This is a genomic window from Bacillus sp. 37MA, assembly GCF_000372765.1.
Lineage (GTDB): Bacteria > Bacillota > Bacilli > Bacillales > Domibacillaceae > Domibacillus > Domibacillus aminovorans.
This window is the reverse complement of the sequence record NZ_KB889752.1, coordinates 1,932,451-1,949,805: the sequence shown is the minus strand read 5'-3', so window position 1 is coordinate 1,949,805 and position 17,355 is coordinate 1,932,451. Positions and strand designations below refer to the sequence as shown.

The following is a 17,355-nucleotide window of genomic DNA, read 5'->3' as shown; positions in this document are numbered from 1 at the left end:
TAGGTCAAAAGGCATACTTTTTTGGGAAAAGTGAGTGGTGATGGAAATGCTTGAAGCTGGCTTGACAATGACTCTTGAACCGTATGAAAGTGCAAACGATAAAGAAGAATATCGATGCAGAGTCGTAGATATTGAAGGTGGGAAAATCTTCATTGATTATCCGGTAAATATAGAAACAAATCGGACGGTCTTTTTGCTTGATGGGATGCACTTGGCTGCCAGTTTCATTGACCCGGCGTCTTCTTCCGCTTTATATATGTTTCGTACGGAAGTAATCGGCAGAGTCGAAAAGAAAATTCCAATGCTCATGTTGCATGACCCAGGCCCGAGTGATTATCTTCGCGTACAAAGAAGAAAATTTGTTCGCGTTCAAACGGTGATCGATGTCGCTGTACAGTTTGAAGGTTATCCCTCTTTTAAAGCGGTAACAGAAGATATGAGCGCAGGGGGAGCAGCAGTTGTATTGCCACATTCAACTAGGGTAGAAGAAGGGGAAACGGCACGTTTATATGCTGTGATTCCATCGAATAATAAAGAAAATCATTATCTTGAACTGAGTGCTTCTCTCGTACGGATTCAATCGGATGAAAAGAGCGGGCGCAGCATTGCGTCCTTTCAATTTCAAAATATTAGTCATATGGAACAAAAGGTATTAGTGCGTTTTTGTTTTGAGCGACAGCTTCAATTGCGAAAAAAAGGTTTAGAATAAGAGCCCGGGAGCGGGTTCTTTTTTTGTATCCATACATAACTATGTTAAAATAAAAAAGAACTTTTTGCATAGAGGTGACAAAAATGGAGAGAAAGATTCAAATTGCGATTGACGGGCCGGCGGCTGCTGGAAAAAGTACAACGGCAAAACTTGTGGCGTCGCGGCTTTCTTATATTTATATCGATACAGGTGCGATGTATCGATCAATTACGTATAAAGCGTTACAAAACGGCATAAATTTGGAGGACGGAGAAGCGCTTGGTGAGCTCCTTGCTGGAACGGAAATCACATTGAAACAAGGAGTAAACGGTCAAAATGTGTTTCTTGATGGTGTGGATGTAACCGATTCAATCCGAACAGATGCTGTGACGAATAACGTGTCCAACGTGGCTCGTCACAGTGAAGTCCGCCGTGATATGACGATCCGTCAGCAGCAGCTGGCTGCAAAAGGCGGTGTCGTTATGGATGGCCGAGATATTGGGACGAGTGTTCTTCCCGGCGCAGAATTAAAAATATTTTTATTAGCCGGCGTGGAGGAGCGGGCAAAAAGACGTCATGCAGAAAATCTTAAAAAAGGATTTTCATCAGATTTGGAGAATTTAAAAAGAGAGATTGCTGAGCGCGATCGCATGGATACGGAACGAGTAGAGTCACCGCTTAAAAAAGCGGATGATGCGATTGAAATCGATACGACATTCATGACAATAGAGCAAGTAGTGGAAGCGATCATGGCGAATGTGATTGAGAGGATCGGATGACGGTGGTAACACTTTATACAGTAGCAAAAACAGCGGTTAAACTAGCATTAACGCCTGTCTACCGTATTCAAGTCTTAGGAATGGAGCATTTTCCAAAAGAAGGCGGGGTTCTTTTATGCGCCAACCATATCGACAATCTTGATCCACCTGTTGTTGGTATAACATCGAAACGTCCTGTTCGGTTTATGGCGAAGGAAGAGCTGTTTAAGACAAAATGGACAGGCAAACTGATGCGCGGATTAAATGCTTTTCCCGTTAAACGTGGAATGAGCGATCGTGAAGCGCTGCGAAGCGGTTTGAAAATGTTAAAAGAGGGGCAAGTGCTCGGTCTGTTTCCAGAAGGCACCCGTTCCAAAAATGGGCAGCTCGGAAAAGGGCTTTCCGGTGCAGGTTTTTTTGCATTGCGCACAGATGCAGCGGTTGTGCCATGTGCGGTCATCGGTCCTTATAAAATAGGTCGCAAGCTAAAAGTTGTATACGGTCCGCCCATTGATATGAGTGAACTCCGCGCGAAAAAAGCCTCCGCTGAAGAAGCGACAGAAACCATTATGAATGCAATCGGCCGCTTGATTCAGGAACATTCTGTGTGAGCTTTCAACTTGACAAATCCGCTCGTTTGTAAGAAGTTAGAAGAGAGAATTTTTTAAAAAATTGCAGCAGTTTTGTATTGAGGAGGATTACATATGACAGAGGATATGAACCAGGTAGAAGTGAACAACTACTCCGTTGGTGATAAAGTGAGCGCCACGGTCGTGAAAGTCGAAGAAAAGCAAGTCCAGGTGGAAATCGCGGACAGCAAGAAAGACGGCATTATTCCGATCAGTGAACTGTCAAGCCTTCACGTAGAAAAAGCATCGGACGTCGTCAAAGAAGGCGACGAGCTAGAGCTGCTTGTTACAAAAGAAGAAGACGATCTTTACGTTTTATCAAAACGGAAAGCAGACGCGGAAACAGCATGGGAAGATATGCAGCGCCGTTTTGAAGATGGTGAGATTTTTGAAGCGGAAATTAGAGAAGTCGTCAAAGGCGGCCTCGTTGTCGATCTTGGCATTCGTGGATTTATTCCTGCTTCACTTGTTGAAGATCACTTCGTTGAAGATTTTGAAGACTATAAAGGTAGAGTAATCAAGCTTAAAATTGTCGAACTTGAACAGGATAAAAACCGGTTGATCTTATCACATCGTGCTGTTCTCGATATCGAAAAAGCAGAAAATAAACAAAAAGTGCTTGAAGACATTCAAGCAGGCGATGTGCTTGAAGGGAAAGTACAGCGTTTAACAGACTTTGGCGCATTTGTTGATATTGGCGGCGTTGACGGACTTGTCCACATCTCGCAACTATCTCATGAGCATGTTGAAAAACCATCTGATGTGTTAGTAGAAGGTCAGGATGTAAAAGTGAAAGTGCTTTCGATTGACCGTGACAGCGAGCGTATTTCATTGTCAATTAAAGAAACACTCCCTGGACCGTGGGAAAATATTGCGGGTCGTGCACCGATCGGATCAGAGCTTGAAGGGACAGTGAAACGTCTCGTCTCGTATGGTGCTTTTGTAGAAGTATTCCCGGGTGTGGAAGGACTTGTGCATATTTCACAAATCTCTAACCGTCATATCGGTACACCACATGAAGTGCTTGAAGAAGGGCAGAATGTAAAAGTAAAAGTGCTGGATGCCAATGAAGAGGAGCATCGTCTTTCTCTTAGCATGAAGTCGTTTGAAGAACATGAACCGGAAGAATCATATGATTCATATGAAATGCCAGAAGAAAGTTCTGGATTCCAAATTGGAGATATTCTTGGTGATCAATTAAAAGACTTAAAATAAGATGGTGATGAATAATTGAGCAGAGCGGAGCGAAAGATTGATCATATACACTATGCGCTTTCAACGGGACAAAGCCGTGGTACCGGACTGGATGATATTCAGTTCGTTCACCGCAGCATCCCAGGCTCCTCTGTCAACGACATATCGCTTTCAACCGAAATTGGCGGACTTCAATGGAGTTCGCCAATTTTTGTGAACGCGATGACAGGCGGAGGCGGAACAACAACAGCTGACATTAACCGGCAGCTAGCAGAAACGGCTGCAACATGCGGGATTCCGATGGCGGTAGGATCGCAAATGTCAGCGCTGCGTCATCCGCAAGAACGAGATACATTTACGGTAGTAAGGAAAGTGAACAAGAAGGGGCTTATATTCGCGAATATTGGATCAGAAGCAACACCAGAAGAAGCGCTGGCGGTGTGTGACATGATTGAAGCAGATGCTCTGCAAATTCATTTAAACGTGATTCAAGAATTGGCCATGCCAGAAGGAGATCGCAATTTTCGTGGAGTGGCTGAGCGAATCGAATTGATTTCGAAGCGTGTGCCCGTTCCAGTGATTGTGAAAGAGACAGGGTTTGGCATAGGACGTGAAACGGCAGTGCTGTTAAATGAACTTCCTGTGGCAGCGATTGATACAGGCGGTTTTGGCGGGACCAATTTTGCGATGATCGAAAATCAACGATCTGAAAAACCAATGTCGTTTTTTAATAACTGGGGTCTTCCTACGGCAGCGTCTATAGTAGAAACGGTAATAGGAGCACCGGGGAAAAGAACCATCGCATCGGGAGGCCTTCAAACAGCTGAAGATGCAGTGAAATCACTAGCGCTCGGTGCATCAGCAGCAGGTATGTCTGGCTTTCTATTAAACATTTTAATAAATGATGGTATAGATGCATTAATTGAATATGTAGAACAATTGAAGAACGATATGAGGATGATGATGTGTGCACTCGGTGCAAAAACGATTGCAGACCTTCATCATGTTCCGCTCGTTATTCACGGTGAAACACATCATTGGCTGAGGACTCGTAAATGTGAGCCTGATCGATTTGCGGTGAGAATTCCACCGTCATTTGATTCATGAAAGAAATATTGGTAAAATAAGATGATGACTGAACCCCTTCTCACGGCAGAAGGGTTTTCTTTTGAACAAAATAAATAAAGCGGGAATAAATGAATGAACCATTGAAGGGAAAGATGCAATAATGAAACGGACCGTAGCCATCGTCGGCAGACCAAACGTCGGGAAATCGACGATCTTTAACCGCATTGCTGGCGAGCGCATTTCGATTGTCGAAGATGTGCCTGGTGTAACGCGTGATCGAATTTACAGCTCTGGAGAGTGGCTGACACATGAATTCAATTTAATTGATACAGGCGGAATCGACTTGAGCGACGAACCATTCCTCGAGCAAATTCGGCAGCAGGCGGAAATCGCCATTGATGAAGCAGATGTTATTATCTTTATTGTCAATGGACGCGAAGGTGTTACATCAGCGGATGAAGAAGTAGCAAAAATTTTATACCGATCGAAAAAACCAATCGTACTTGGCGTCAATAAAATTGATAATCCGGATATGCGTAGCGATATATATGATTTTTATTCGCTCGGTTTTGGTGAAGTTTATCCGATTTCTGGTTCACACGGAATTGGTCTAGGTGATCTTCTTGATGAAGTAGTTTCACATTTTCCTACTGGAGAAGATAAGCCGTACGATGATGACACAATTAAGTTTTCATTGATCGGCCGTCCAAATGTGGGTAAGTCATCACTTGTGAATGCGCTTCTCGGTGAAGAGAGGGTCATCGTCAGTGATATTGCCGGCACAACGCGCGATGCGGTTGACTCGCCTTATACGTATAACGGGCAGAAGTATGTATTGATTGATACAGCGGGTATACGTAAACGTGGAAAAGTATATGAAACGACAGAAAAATATAGCGTATTACGCGCGATGCGTGCAATTGAACGCTCTGACGTTGTCCTCGTCGTCTTAAATGCGGAAGAAGGCATCCGCGAGCAGGATAAACATATTGCCGGTTACGCACATGAAGCGGGACGAGCAGTAGTCATTGTTGTAAATAAATGGGATGCAGTTGAAAAAGATGAAAAAACGATGAGTGAATTCGAAGAAAATATTCGCAGTCATTTTCAGTTTTTGGATTATGCACCGATCGTGTATTTATCCGCGAAAACGAAAAAACGTATTCATACGCTTATGCCATTTATTGACCGAGCAAGTGAAAGCCATTCAATGCGTGTTCAATCAAGCGTGTTAAATGATGTCATTGCGGATGCAGTCGCGATGAACCCTGCGCCGGCGGATAAAGGGAAACGTCTTCGCGTGTACTATGCAACACAGGTCGCAGTCAAGCCGCCGACATTTGTTGTTTTTGTCAATGAGCCGGAACTGATGCATTTTTCGTATATTCGCTTCTTAGAAAATCGTATTCGTGATGCCTTTGTGTTTGAGGGGACGCCTATTCATATTATCGCACGTGCGAGAAAATAATCAGAAAGGCAGGGGTTCATGTGACTGAGAAAATTGCCGTACTTGGAGCAGGCAGCTGGGGAACGGCGCTTGCACTCGTTCTTGCAGACAATAGGCATGACGTCTTTTTATGGACGGAAAATGAAGAGCGAGTGAATGAGATAAACATGACTCATATGAACAGCCGCTATTTGCCGAATATTAAGCTGCCTGAAAACATTACGAGCACAACATCTTTAGAAGAGGCGCTTGTAGATGTTGGCGTTGTGGTGCTCGCTGTGCCGACAAAGGCAATTAGAGAAGTGGCTGCCGAAGTCGTAACGGCAGCTACAACGCCTGTCATGATCGTTCACGTATCAAAAGGAATTGAACCAGATTCACTTTTGCGTATATCTGAAATGATTGAACAAGAAATACCCGCAAATGTGCTTCGCGATGTGGTTGTGCTGTCCGGTCCTTCTCATGCAGAAGAAGTAAGCTTGCGTCATCCGACGACCGTGACGGTTTCCTCAAAGTCGTCCGAAGCTGCGGGGAAAATACAAGATTTGTTTATGAATCAGCATTTTCGTGTCTATACAAATCCAGATATTATTGGTGTTGAAATCGGTGGTGCGCTGAAAAATATTATCGCGCTTGCCGCTGGTATTTCAGATGGTATTGGTTATGGCGATAATGCAAAAGCGGCCTTGATTACACGAGGCCTCGCTGAAATTGCCCGGCTTGGAACGAAAATGGGAGCCAATCCGCTCACATTTTCGGGCCTTGCCGGCATCGGCGACTTAATTGTAACATGTACGAGTGTACATTCACGTAACTGGCGCGCCGGAAATATGCTTGGAAAAGGCCAGAATCTTGCTGAAGTACTAGAAAATATGGGCATGGTCGTTGAAGGAGTACGAACGACGAAAGCCGCTCACCAGCTGTCTGCAAAGTATGACGTGCAAATGCCAATTACAAATGCGTTGTATAATATTTTATTTAAGCAGCAGGACCCGAAAAAAGCCGTTGATGAATTAATGGCCCGTGTGAAAAAACATGAGCTGGAAGATTTAATTAACGTACTCGGGGCGAAACAGGACGAGTTACTATAAACGAAAGGACGAATCGGAATGTCAGCATCAATGCTCAAAATGTGGATATCATTTGCCGGAATGGGGCTGATGATCGTCGCCATTTTCTCGATATATGTAAGCCGCTATAAAATAAACAACAGAGCTATAAAAGGTGTGACTGCACTTTTTGCTTATTTGTGCATGGTCATTGGCGGTCTTATTGTGGCTTATGTGGTATTAAGCGGTCCGACTGGTCTGTAAAGGAGTATCGTGCGATGAAGAAAAAAAATCAAACAGTTGTTTTTGTGATGATGACCGCGGTATTATTCTTAAGTGGCTGTTTATATCCCGATGAAAACCGCAGTCAAAATCAAGTGCCATACGAAGATCAATTGCAGGCTGTGCAGGTAGCAGTTGATCAATTTCAATTGGAACAAGATGGGATTTTGCCGATTAAAACAAAAGAAGACGACCCGGATATATATGAAAAATACCCGATTGACTTCAGCAAAATTTCACCGCAATATATGGAAGAACCGCCAGGAAATGCGTTTGAAAGCGGTGGTATTTACCAGTATGTTCTTGTAGATGTAGAAACCGATCCAACCGTTAAATTAATTGACTTACGCATTGCCGAGCAAATTCAAAGTATTAATATTCGATTAATTGCACATAAGTATCCGCCATTTAAAGAGACACTTGCTGATAACGTGTATTCGATTGATTTTAAGGAACTTGGTTATAAAGAAGAACCACATGTGACTAGTCCATATTCACAGAAGCAATTGCCGTTTGTTATGAGTGGTGATGGAACGTTGTATATTGATTATGCGGCCGATTTATATGCCGTACTGCAGGAAACGAAGGAAAAGCCAGAGCCAGGTGAAGATATCCGTTCATTACTCGTGAAATCATCACCGTTTGTACCCGCGTACTCTGTCCCGTACACAGTGGACGATCAGGGAGAGCCTATTTTTATGAACGGCAGGAAGTCTGACTAACTCAGTCAGGCTTCTTTTTTTCATAAAGACAGGCACACGTTCATACAATGTATTGTTGACGGCGGACGGGCCGTTAAGTACGGAAGGGGGCTCCTCATGGAAAAGGCAGAGCTGATGAAAGATATAGCAGAACGAACGGAAGGAGATATTTACTTAGGCGTGGTTGGTGCTGTTCGGACAGGAAAATCAACATTCATTAAGCGTTTTATGGAACTGCTCGTCTTACCGAATATGGACAGTGAATCAGAGCGGCGTAGAGCGCAGGACGAGCTGCCGCAAAGCGCATCCGGTAAAACGATCATGACGACTGAACCGAAATTTGTTCCAAGCCGTGCGGCTGCAGTGCAGGCAGGCGGTGTACAAGTAAACATCCGGCTCGTTGACTGTGTTGGCTATGTTATTCCGGAAGCGATAGGGTATGAAGATGAACATGGCCCGCGCATGATTCAAACGCCGTGGTTCGATGAGCCAGTCCCTTTTCATGAAGCGGCTGATATCGGAACGCGCAAAGTGATTGAAGAGCATTCGACAATCGGTGTTGTGGTCACGACAGATGGATCGTTTGGCGAAATAAGACGGAGCGTATATGTAGAAGCGGAAGAAAAAGCGATTGAAGGGCTCAAAGAAGTTGGTAAACCGTTTATTGTCATTATTAATACGGCAAGACCCGATCATGTAGAAACGGCACAGTTACAACAAGAATTAAGTGAGAAATACGATATTCCGGTACTGGCAATGTCTGTGGAAGCGATGACAGAGTCGAATGTGCTGCACGTGCTGCAAGAAGCGCTGTTTGAGTTCCCAGTCCATGAAGTGAACGTACACTTGCCTTCCTGGATTATGGCACTTGACGAATCACACTGGCTGCGTGACCGTTATAATGATATGGTCAAAGAAACAGTGAAAGATATTAAGCGGCTCCGCGATGTCAATCGTGTCGTCGATCAATTTGGCGGCGGCGAGTATATCCAATCAGCCGTTTTAACTGGGATGGACATGGGCCAGGGGGTTGCAGAAATTAATTTGAACGCACCGGACGGTTTGTATGAAACAATCGTCAATGAAATTATTGGCGAACCGCTGCGCGGCAAAGAACACTTGCTGGAAATTATGCAGCATTACGCTCGTATTAAAGAAGAATACGGACAGGTGGAAGAAGCGGTGAATATGGTGAGACAGACGGGATATGGTGTTGCGGTGCCGTCGCTTGCGGATATGCGCCTTGAAGAACCTGAAATTATTCGTCATGGTTCAAGATATGGTGTCAGAATAAGAGCGGTCGCACCGTCCATTCATATGATTAAAGTCGATGTAGACTCAGAATTCTCTCCTATTATAGGGACAGAAAAACAAAGTGAAGAACTTGTACAGCACGTCATGAAAAACTATGATGAAGATCCATTGTCCGTTTGGGAAAGCGATATTTTCGGGCGCAATTTAAGCTCGATTGTCCGTGAGGGTATCCAGTCCAAAGTATCTCTTATGCCGGACAATGCACGCTATAAATTAAAAGATACACTTGAGAAAATCATTAATGAAGGATCGGGCGGCATGATTGCTATTTTACTATGAAAACGATCAGGCTCTCGATCTCGAGAGTCTTTTTTGTATGAAAACGGTGAAATTGAACGTTTGAGGGGGATTCTACTTGATATGACCGAACACATGTGATAATCTTTTAACAGAATTACGGTAAAACATTGATATAACAATGTTTATCGGGTCCTATCCAGGAGGAGGTGAATGGCATGAATAAAACTGATTTAATCAATGAAGTGGCAGAAACAGCAGAACTTTCAAAGAAAGACGCTACGAAAGCGGTGGATGCTCTTTTCGATGCCATCCAGAACACATTGGCAAAAGGCGACAAAGTACAATTGATTGGTTTCGGAAATTTCGAAGTACGCGAACGTTCTGCACGTAAAGGACGCAATCCACAAACAGGTGAAGAAATCGAAATCGCTGCAAGTAAAGTACCTGCATTCAAACCGGGTAAAGCTTTAAAAGATGCAGTTAAATAAGTACATAGCCAATTGAGGCTGTAGATGGGACTGCTCTATTAAGGGCGGTCCCGTTTTTTATGAACAACTTCTCTTTGCCGGACAATGAATTGGTATGCTAATATGTATAACAGTACATAAATAAACGCATTGAGCATATACAGGAGTGATTAGAATGGATAGAGTAGATCATGCCAAAATTCAAGAGGCTGTGCGCCTCATTTTAGAAGCAGTGGGAGAAAATCCGGACCGTGAAGGCCTGCAGGATACACCAAAAAGGGTAGCGAAAATGTATGAAGAAGCTTTTTCTGGTCTTCATACGGATCCAAAAGAATATTTTGAAACGGTCTTTGAAGAGCAGTATGAAGAGCTTGTGCTTGTAAAGGATATTCCGTTCTATTCGATGTGTGAGCATCACCTCGTCCCATTTTTTGGCCATGCCCATGTAGCCTACCTGCCAAAAGGCGGAAAAGTAACGGGTCTTAGCAAACTAGCTCGTGCTGTTGAAACGGTGGCACGGCGCCCGCAGCTGCAAGAACGGATTACAAATGAAGTTGCAAATGCCATTATGGAAATGCTGGAGCCGCATGGTGCGATGGTGATTGTAGAAGCAGAGCATATGTGTATGGCGATGCGTGGCGTGAAGAAGCCGGGTGCGAAGACAGTGACGACAGCAGCACGAGGCCGCTATGAAAATGATTCACAGCTTCGGACAGAACTCCTTGCGCTCATTCGATCGTCATAATGAGCGATTTATGGTATACTGTACTTGTTTTTAATTGAACGGGAAATAAAAAAACAATGATTTGATTTGAGATTGAGGGGTTTTAGAAATGGATGAGTGGCAAATTGAACAGAAAGCGCTAGTGGAGGAAATTAGACGGACGTGTTCACAGTCATCTTTGGTCAAAGTGATCGGTGCTCCCGACATTAACTCTCTGCGGGTATCTGCTTTGATGCTGGCATTTACAGACAAGGAACGAACAACACTTCAAGTACGAAAGCAAATGACAGCTGCTATAATCATTCAACTGGCCCTTGATACGCACGATCAGATTGCACCAATCTTGACGGAGATCACGCAAAAGGATCAGTTAATTGCCCTAGCAGGTGATTATTTCAGCGGAATGTACTACCGGACACTGGCAGAAGCGGGATGTATTCATTACGTTAGTATGTTGGCTGAAGCTGTTAAACAAGTAAACGAAATGAAAACAGCGCTTCACCAGAAAGAATGTACGTCATCAGCAGATGTGTTCCATACTGTACGCGTGATTGAATCGAATATTATTCGTGCTGTCTGCGTAGAAAATGAGGCGGATGATAATTTAATTGAAGCGATGTCTTTATTATTGACGGCGGAACGTCTTCGTAATGAAATGGAAAATCCATTTATTGTATACGGTGTGCTTCTTCATATGCTCAATCATTCCTCCCATGTGATAGATGAAATAAAGAGCTATTTATACGAGCTTGAAAGCAGTATTCTTATGCATATACAAAAGCTGGATAAGCAGACAGCAGCCGTTGTACAGGCAGAATATGACCGTATATTTGACCGTGAACTTCGATATGCGGAAGAAGGGTGACGACATGCAGCAATCGAAAGAAGAAAAAGTCCACCATGTGTTTGAAAAAATCTATGGGAATTACGATAAAATGAATTCTGTCATCAGTTTTCAGCAGCATAAACGGTGGCGCAAAGAAACAATGAAAATCATGAATGTGCCGGCCGGATCTTCAGCGCTTGATGTTTGCTGCGGTACGGCAGACTGGACGATGGCTCTTGCTGAAGTAGTCGGTAAAGAAGGCGCTGTTAAAGGGATCGACTTCAGTAAAAATATGCTGCGAGTTGGCGAAGAAAAAGTGCAGGCGGCACATTTGGATCAAGTAGAGCTTATTCATGGCAACGCAATGGAACTGCCGTTTGAAGATAATACGTTTGATTATGTCACAATCGGTTTTGGTCTTCGCAATGTGCCAGATTATATGCAGGTGCTCAAAGAGATGAATCGTGTGTTAAAACCAGGCGGCATGGCCGTGTGTCTAGAAACGAGTCAGCCGGAGCTGCCGGTTTTCAAAGAAGGATATACATTGTATTTCCGCTATGTGATGCCGGCAATTGGCCGTTTGTTTGCTAAAAGCTATGATGAATATTCGTGGCTGCAAGAATCTGCCCGTCACTTTCCTGATATGAAAGAATTGGCACGGATGTTTCAGCAGGCGGGATTTACAAACGTACGCTTCAAGCCACATACAGGCGGCGTGGCGGCGACACACTATGGGAATAAACAATAGATCAAAAGCCGGGTGAAGAAAAGAATGAATATTAAACTGATCTATTCGCTTATGAAAGCGGATATTGATTTAATCGAAAAAGAACTCGAACGCGCGGTGAAATCTCACTCTCCTATATTAGAAGAGGCATCTGTCCATTTGCTCAAGGCAGGTGGAAAACGAATTCGTCCGGTTTTGCTTTTGCTCGGCGCGAAATTTGGCGAATACGATATTCACCAGATAAAGTATGCCGCTGCCGCACTTGAATTAATTCATATGGCTTCGCTCGTTCATGATGATGTCATCGATGACGCGGTTATACGGCGTGGAGAAAAGACGGTGAAAGCAGAATGGGATAACCGTATTGCCATGTATACAGGGGATTTTATTTTTGCAGCAGCACTTGAATGCATGGCACAAATAGATGATCCGGAAGCCCATCAAATTTTGTCACATACGATGACAGAACTGTGCATTGGCGAAATTGTACAAATTCAAGATAAATACCGGTATGATCAACATTTGCGTGACTATTTGCGTCGAATCAAACGGAAAACGGCGATTTTAATTGCTACTAGTTGTCAACTCGGTGCGATTACTGCAGGAGCGCCTGCTCACGTTCATCGTAAACTGTACGAGTTTGGCTATAACGTAGGGATGTCATTCCAAATTACCGATGATATACTCGATTTTACTGGTAGTGAAAAAGAACTAGGGAAACCGGCCGGCAGTGATCTTTTACAAGGGAATATTACATTGCCTGTTTTGTATGCAATGGAGCAAGATGAACTGCGCAGCCGCATTGTAGATGTTTCCGCCCATACAGACAGACAGGATATTAATGAAATTATTTTCTTGTTGAAGCAAAGCGATGCAATCGAACGATCAAATGAATTAAGCCGCCGTTATTTACACCGCGCACTGGCTATTCTAGATGAACTTCCACCGGGACGTCATCAAAATTCGCTCCGTGAAATAGCCCACTTTATAGGCCGCAGAAAATATTGATTTTTTCCATGAAAGCGTTGTAAATTTACAATGAAAATGATACGATTCATCATGTCCGCATGAAAGCGGTATACATAACTTTAGGAGTGATGAAAGATGGAAAAAACATACTTAATGGTTAAACCGGATGGTGTACAACGCGGATTAATCGGTGAAATTACAGCACGTTTTGAGAAAAAGGGATTCCGTCTTGTTGGAGCAAAACTAATGCACGTATCACGCGAAACAGCGGAAAAGCATTATGGTGAGCATAAAGAACGTCCTTTTTTTGGTGAACTTGTGGATTTCATTACATCCGGTCCTGTTTTTGCGATGGTGTGGGAAGGCGAGAATGTCATCGCGACTGCGCGTCAAATGATGGGTGCTACAAACCCGAAAGATGCAGCACCAGCAACAATCCGCGGTGATTATGCAGTAAGTGTTGGCAAAAACATCATTCATGGTTCTGATTCTCCAGAAAGCGCAGCTCGTGAAATCGGTATTTTCTTTAAAGAAGAAGAACTGACACACTATCAAAAGTCTGGTTCTGAATGGGTATATTAATTTTGAAAGCTTTTAGCTGTTTTTGAGGCTGAAAGCTTTTTTTGTGTGAAAATGATACCACTACTTTTCCTAAATTCAGCTATAATAAAAGGTAGACTGAATCGACGTGGGAAAGGGTGAGTGAAATAGACGATTACGAAAAGTTTGTTTCGTCCATTAAAAAGAAAATAGGAATTGACCTTTCTCTATATAAAGAAGCTCAGATGAAACGGCGGCTAACGTCACTTTATGAAAAAAAAGGCTACCAATCATTCTCGGCTTTTTTCGACGCATTAGGCAGTAATCAAGATATGATGAATGAATTTCTGGACCGGATGACGATAAATGTGTCGGAATTTTACCGAAATAGGAAACGTTGGGACGTGCTGGAGAAAAAAATCTTGCCGCGCCTCCTCAAAGAAAACAGCCGCTTAAAAGTATGGAGCGCGGCATGTTCGACAGGAGAAGAGCCGTATACAATGGCCATGGTGTCTTCGAATGTTATGCCACTGTCCGCGGTAAAGGTGCAAGCAACAGACCTTGATCAGAACGTGATTCAAAAAGCGAAAATAGGTGTTTATTCCGAGCGCTCATTGGAAGAAGTACCGGATGCAGTGAGGAAAAAATTTTTTCGAGAAGAAGGACAGTATTTTAAAATAGCTGATGAAATTAAACGTACAGTAACATTTAAACAGCAAAATTTGCTGTCCGATCGGTTCGAATCAGGCTATGATTTAATTGTCTGCCGGAACGTTATGATTTATTTTACAGAAGAAGCAAAAGATAGGCTGTACCATAAATTCAATTCAGCACTACGTCCCGGCGGCGTTCTGTTTGTCGGCAGTACAGAACAGATTTTTAATCCGGAGCGATATGGGTTTGAAGTAGAGGATACGTTTTTTTATAAAAAAGGGTAAAGCAGGGGGCCGTAATGGCTTTTTAAATTTGTCACAAATAAACATGGAATTGTGATAAAATGCTCAAAAACAGTCGTTTCGGCTGTTCCACAAAAATAAAATATGATATAGTAGTACATAACCGCTTTAACGTACTGAAGGGAGAAGGAAAATGAGATATTTAACAGCAGGGGAATCACATGGCCCACAGTTGACAGCGATTATTGAAGGGCTGCCAGCGGGAATGGAGCTTTTAGCCGAAGACATTAACATTGATTTACTGCGCCGTCAAAAAGGGCATGGACGCGGACGTCGTATGCAGATTGAAAAAGATTTAGTCGCGATCAAATCCGGGGTGCGCCATGGTGCAACGCTCGGTTCTCCAGTTACGCTCGTTGTTGAAAATGATGACTGGAAACATTGGACAAAAATTATGGGCATTGAACCGCTTGAAGGAGAAGAAGCGGCTGAGGAAGTGAAGCGTCAAATTACCCGTCCCCGTCCGGGACATGCGGACTTAAACGGTGGTATTAAATATGGACACCGAGATATGCGAAACGTACTTGAGCGTTCATCTGCACGTGAAACGACAGTCCGTGTAGCAGCCGGTGCTGCAGCGAAAAAGCTGTTGAAACTGCTCGGTATTGAAATTGCATCTCATGTCATTGAAATTGGTGGCATCCGTGCAGAAAATATTCAATTTGATACAATTCAAGAGCTGCAAGAGCGCAGCGAAGAATCGTCTGTCCGTTGTTTAGACGAAGACGCAGCACAGAAAATGATCGAAGCGATTGATAACGCAAAGAAAAATGGTGACTCAATCGGAGGCGTGGTGGAAGTCATCGCAGAAGGGATGCCTATTGGCGTAGGAAGTTACGTGCATTACGATCGGAAGCTTGATGCAAAGGTCGCAGCAGCCATCGTTAGCATAAATGCGTTTAAAGGCGTGGAAATAGGCATTGGCTTTGAAGCAGCCCATAAATTTGGCAGTGAAGTGCATGATGAAATTACCTGGAACGAAGAAAAAGGCTTTTACCGAAAAACGAATCGCCTTGGCGGATTTGAAGGCGGCATGACAAATGGAATGCCAATCGTTGTACGAGGTGTCATGAAGCCGATTCCGACGCTTTATAAACCGCTTGAGAGCGTAGATATTGACACGAAAGAAACGTTTACTGCAAGCATTGAGCGCTCGGACAGCTGTGCGGTACCGGCAGCAGCCGTTGTGGCAGAAGCAGCGGTTGCATGGGAGCTTGCACAGGCCATTTTAGAGCAGTTTAACGGTGACCGGATGGATGCCCTTATTCGGCAGATTGAGGATCATAAGCAGTACGCAAAGGAGTTTTAATGAATGAACCAAGTGATGATAGAAACAGTGAACAAAACATATCCTGTCATCATCGGTGAGGGAGCGATCAATACGATCGCTTCTTTCATCGACGAAATGAAACAAAAGCCGACACGATTATTTATCATTGCAGATGAATCGGTGCGTACGATTCATGGAGCACGTCTCGAGTCAGCATTGCCTGAAGGGATTCCAGCTGACTGGCATAATGTACCGGCGGGAGAATCAGCGAAATCATTCAACGTATTTGAACAGTGTTTAACACGAATGCTCGAATGTGCACTTGACCGTCGTTCACTCGTCGTTGCATTTGGCGGCGGCGCATGCGGGGATCTAGCTGGCTTTTGTGCTGCAGCGTATATGCGCGGCATTCCGTTTATTCAAGTGCCGACAACGATCTTAGCGCATGACAGTGCAGTCGGTGGGAAAACAGCTGTCAATCATCCGCTCGGTAAAAACATGATCGGCGCATTTCATCAGCCAGAAGCGGTTATGTACGACACGCTGTTTTTGCACTCGCTGTCTGAAAAAGAAACGAGAAGTGGTTTTGCAGAAGTGATTAAACATGCATTAATCGCTGATGTGGAACTATATCATGACATTCGCGCGAACGTGAACGATGTAAAGGCCATCGCAGGTTCTTTTCTGGAACATAGCTTGAAGCGAGGCATTGAAATTAAAGGGGCGATCGTGAAAGAAGATGAACTTGAAACAGGCGTGCGTGCGTATTTAAACTTTGGTCACACGTATGGTCATGCGATTGAATCGTTATCCGGCTACGGCAATATAGCACATGGAGAAGCGATTGCTTGTGGAATGATTTTTGCCCTATATGCATCAGCATCAAAAAATGGTCTGTCGTTCGACATTCCGTCCTTTGCTGTGTGGCTAAAAACGATAGGCTATCCAGTTGAATCCGGAATAGCGTTTTCATTTGATGACATATATGACGTCATGACGCGCGATAAAAAAGCGTTTGGCGGCACGGTTCGATTTGTTTTATTAAATAAAATTGGTCACCCATACGTGACGGATATGACGAAAGAAGAATTGCAGAAAATAGATGAACAATTTCGAAAGGAGGCCGTGCATTGGTAAGAGGAATTCGCGGGGCCATCACGGTGAAACAAAACGATGGTGCAGAAATGATAGAAGCAACAGAACGTTTGATTAAGGACATGATTGAACAAAACAAGATTGAACCGGATAGTGTATGCTCGGCTTTTATTTCAGCAACAGATGATCTAGATGCAATGTTTCCAGCACGTGCTCTTCGCCAATTAAAAGGATGGGAATATGTGCCTGTCATGTGTATGCAGGAATTGGCGATAAAAGGCGGCTTAGAGAAATGCATTCGCATTATGATGCACGTGAACACAGAAGTCGCGCAAAAAGATATTCGCCATATCTATTTAGAGGATGCAGTCGTTTTGCGTCCTGATTTACAGCAATCAACAAATTGAAAGG

Annotated in this window: 20 protein-coding genes; all 20 read left to right on the top strand. The window is 43.7% G+C overall.

Annotation, left to right across the window (positions count from 1 at the left end):
• Positions 1-40: 40 nt before the first annotated feature.
• The 20 genes from A3M5_RS0110905 (at position 41) to aroH (ending at position 17,351) form a co-directional block, all read left to right on the top strand.
• Positions 41-709 (top strand): flagellar brake protein, encoded by a 669-nt coding sequence (locus A3M5_RS0110905; RefSeq protein WP_018393805.1) that lies wholly within the window; start codon positions 41-43, stop codon positions 707-709.
• 83 nt (positions 710-792) lie between these two features.
• Positions 793-1,467 carry a (d)CMP kinase gene (cmk, locus tag A3M5_RS0110900; protein ID WP_018393804.1) on the top strand — a complete coding sequence of 225 codons (675 nt, stop codon included), beginning with the start codon at positions 793-795 and terminating at the stop codon, positions 1,465-1,467.
• Complete coding sequence (locus A3M5_RS0110895) at positions 1,464-2,057, top strand: lysophospholipid acyltransferase family protein (protein WP_018393803.1); 594 nt, start codon at positions 1,464-1,466, stop codon at positions 2,055-2,057. The genes cmk and A3M5_RS0110895 overlap by 4 nt, the downstream gene beginning before the upstream one ends.
• 93 nt (positions 2,058-2,150) lie before the next feature.
• A complete protein-coding gene (gene rpsA / locus A3M5_RS0110890) occupies positions 2,151-3,290 on the top strand; it encodes a 30S ribosomal protein S1 (RefSeq protein ID WP_018393802.1) in 1,140 nt (379 codons plus the stop codon).
• Positions 3,291-3,305: 15 nt separating this feature from the next.
• Complete coding sequence (fni, locus tag A3M5_RS0110885) at positions 3,306-4,376, top strand: type 2 isopentenyl-diphosphate Delta-isomerase (RefSeq protein WP_018393801.1); 1,071 nt, start codon at positions 3,306-3,308, stop codon at positions 4,374-4,376.
• A gap of 118 nt (positions 4,377-4,494) precedes the next feature.
• Positions 4,495-5,805, top strand: a complete 1,311-nt coding sequence (gene der / locus A3M5_RS0110880; RefSeq protein WP_026221682.1) for a ribosome biogenesis GTPase Der — start codon at positions 4,495-4,497, stop codon at positions 5,803-5,805.
• Between the two features lie 20 nt (positions 5,806-5,825).
• Positions 5,826-6,875, top strand: coding sequence for an NAD(P)H-dependent glycerol-3-phosphate dehydrogenase (locus A3M5_RS0110875; protein WP_018393799.1), 1,050 nt, complete (start codon positions 5,826-5,828; stop codon positions 6,873-6,875).
• 18 nt (positions 6,876-6,893) lie between these two features.
• Complete coding sequence (locus A3M5_RS0110870; protein ID WP_018393798.1) at positions 6,894-7,097, top strand: DUF2768 domain-containing protein; 204 nt, start codon at positions 6,894-6,896, stop codon at positions 7,095-7,097.
• A 14-nt stretch (positions 7,098-7,111) separates the two neighbouring features.
• Entirely contained in the window at positions 7,112-7,837 is a 726-nt protein-coding gene (locus tag A3M5_RS0110865) for a YphF family lipoprotein (RefSeq protein WP_018393797.1), read from the top strand.
• A gap of 96 nt (positions 7,838-7,933) precedes the next feature.
• The gene (gene spoIVA / locus A3M5_RS0110860) at positions 7,934-9,409 is read left to right on the top strand and encodes a stage IV sporulation protein A (protein WP_018393796.1); all 1,476 of its coding nucleotides are present in this window, start codon (positions 7,934-7,936) and stop codon (positions 9,407-9,409) included.
• A 176-nt stretch (positions 9,410-9,585) separates the two neighbouring features.
• Positions 9,586-9,858 carry a non-specific DNA-binding protein Hbs gene (gene hbs / locus A3M5_RS0110855; RefSeq protein WP_018393795.1) on the top strand — a complete coding sequence of 91 codons (273 nt, stop codon included), beginning with the start codon at positions 9,586-9,588 and terminating at the stop codon, positions 9,856-9,858.
• Positions 9,859-10,012: 154 nt separating this feature from the next.
• Positions 10,013-10,582 (top strand): GTP cyclohydrolase I FolE, encoded by a 570-nt coding sequence (gene folE / locus A3M5_RS0110850; protein ID WP_018393794.1) that lies wholly within the window; start codon positions 10,013-10,015, stop codon positions 10,580-10,582.
• Between the two features lie 88 nt (positions 10,583-10,670).
• The gene (locus tag A3M5_RS0110845) at positions 10,671-11,426 is read left to right on the top strand and encodes a heptaprenyl diphosphate synthase component 1 (RefSeq protein WP_018393793.1); all 756 of its coding nucleotides are present in this window, start codon (positions 10,671-10,673) and stop codon (positions 11,424-11,426) included.
• Between the two features lie 4 nt (positions 11,427-11,430).
• A complete protein-coding gene (locus tag A3M5_RS0110840; RefSeq protein ID WP_018393792.1) occupies positions 11,431-12,135 on the top strand; it encodes a demethylmenaquinone methyltransferase in 705 nt (234 codons plus the stop codon).
• A gap of 24 nt (positions 12,136-12,159) precedes the next feature.
• On the top strand, positions 12,160-13,122 hold the full coding sequence (gene hepT / locus A3M5_RS0110835) for a heptaprenyl diphosphate synthase component II (protein ID WP_018393791.1): 963 nt from the start codon (positions 12,160-12,162) through the stop codon (positions 13,120-13,122).
• A 96-nt stretch (positions 13,123-13,218) separates the two neighbouring features.
• Positions 13,219-13,665, top strand: coding sequence for a nucleoside-diphosphate kinase (gene ndk / locus A3M5_RS0110830; protein ID WP_018393790.1), 447 nt, complete (start codon positions 13,219-13,221; stop codon positions 13,663-13,665).
• A gap of 125 nt (positions 13,666-13,790) precedes the next feature.
• The gene (locus A3M5_RS0110825; RefSeq protein WP_026221679.1) at positions 13,791-14,561 is read left to right on the top strand and encodes a CheR family methyltransferase; all 771 of its coding nucleotides are present in this window, start codon (positions 13,791-13,793) and stop codon (positions 14,559-14,561) included.
• Positions 14,562-14,712: 151 nt separating this feature from the next.
• A complete protein-coding gene (aroC, locus tag A3M5_RS0110820; protein WP_018393788.1) occupies positions 14,713-15,888 on the top strand; it encodes a chorismate synthase in 1,176 nt (391 codons plus the stop codon).
• A gap of 3 nt (positions 15,889-15,891) precedes the next feature.
• Positions 15,892-16,986, top strand: coding sequence for a 3-dehydroquinate synthase (aroB, locus tag A3M5_RS0110815; protein ID WP_018393787.1), 1,095 nt, complete (start codon positions 15,892-15,894; stop codon positions 16,984-16,986).
• A complete protein-coding gene (gene aroH, locus A3M5_RS0110810; RefSeq protein WP_018393786.1) occupies positions 16,980-17,351 on the top strand; it encodes a chorismate mutase in 372 nt (123 codons plus the stop codon). The genes aroB and aroH overlap by 7 nt, the downstream gene beginning before the upstream one ends.
• The last annotated feature ends 4 nt before the right edge of the window (positions 17,352-17,355 follow it).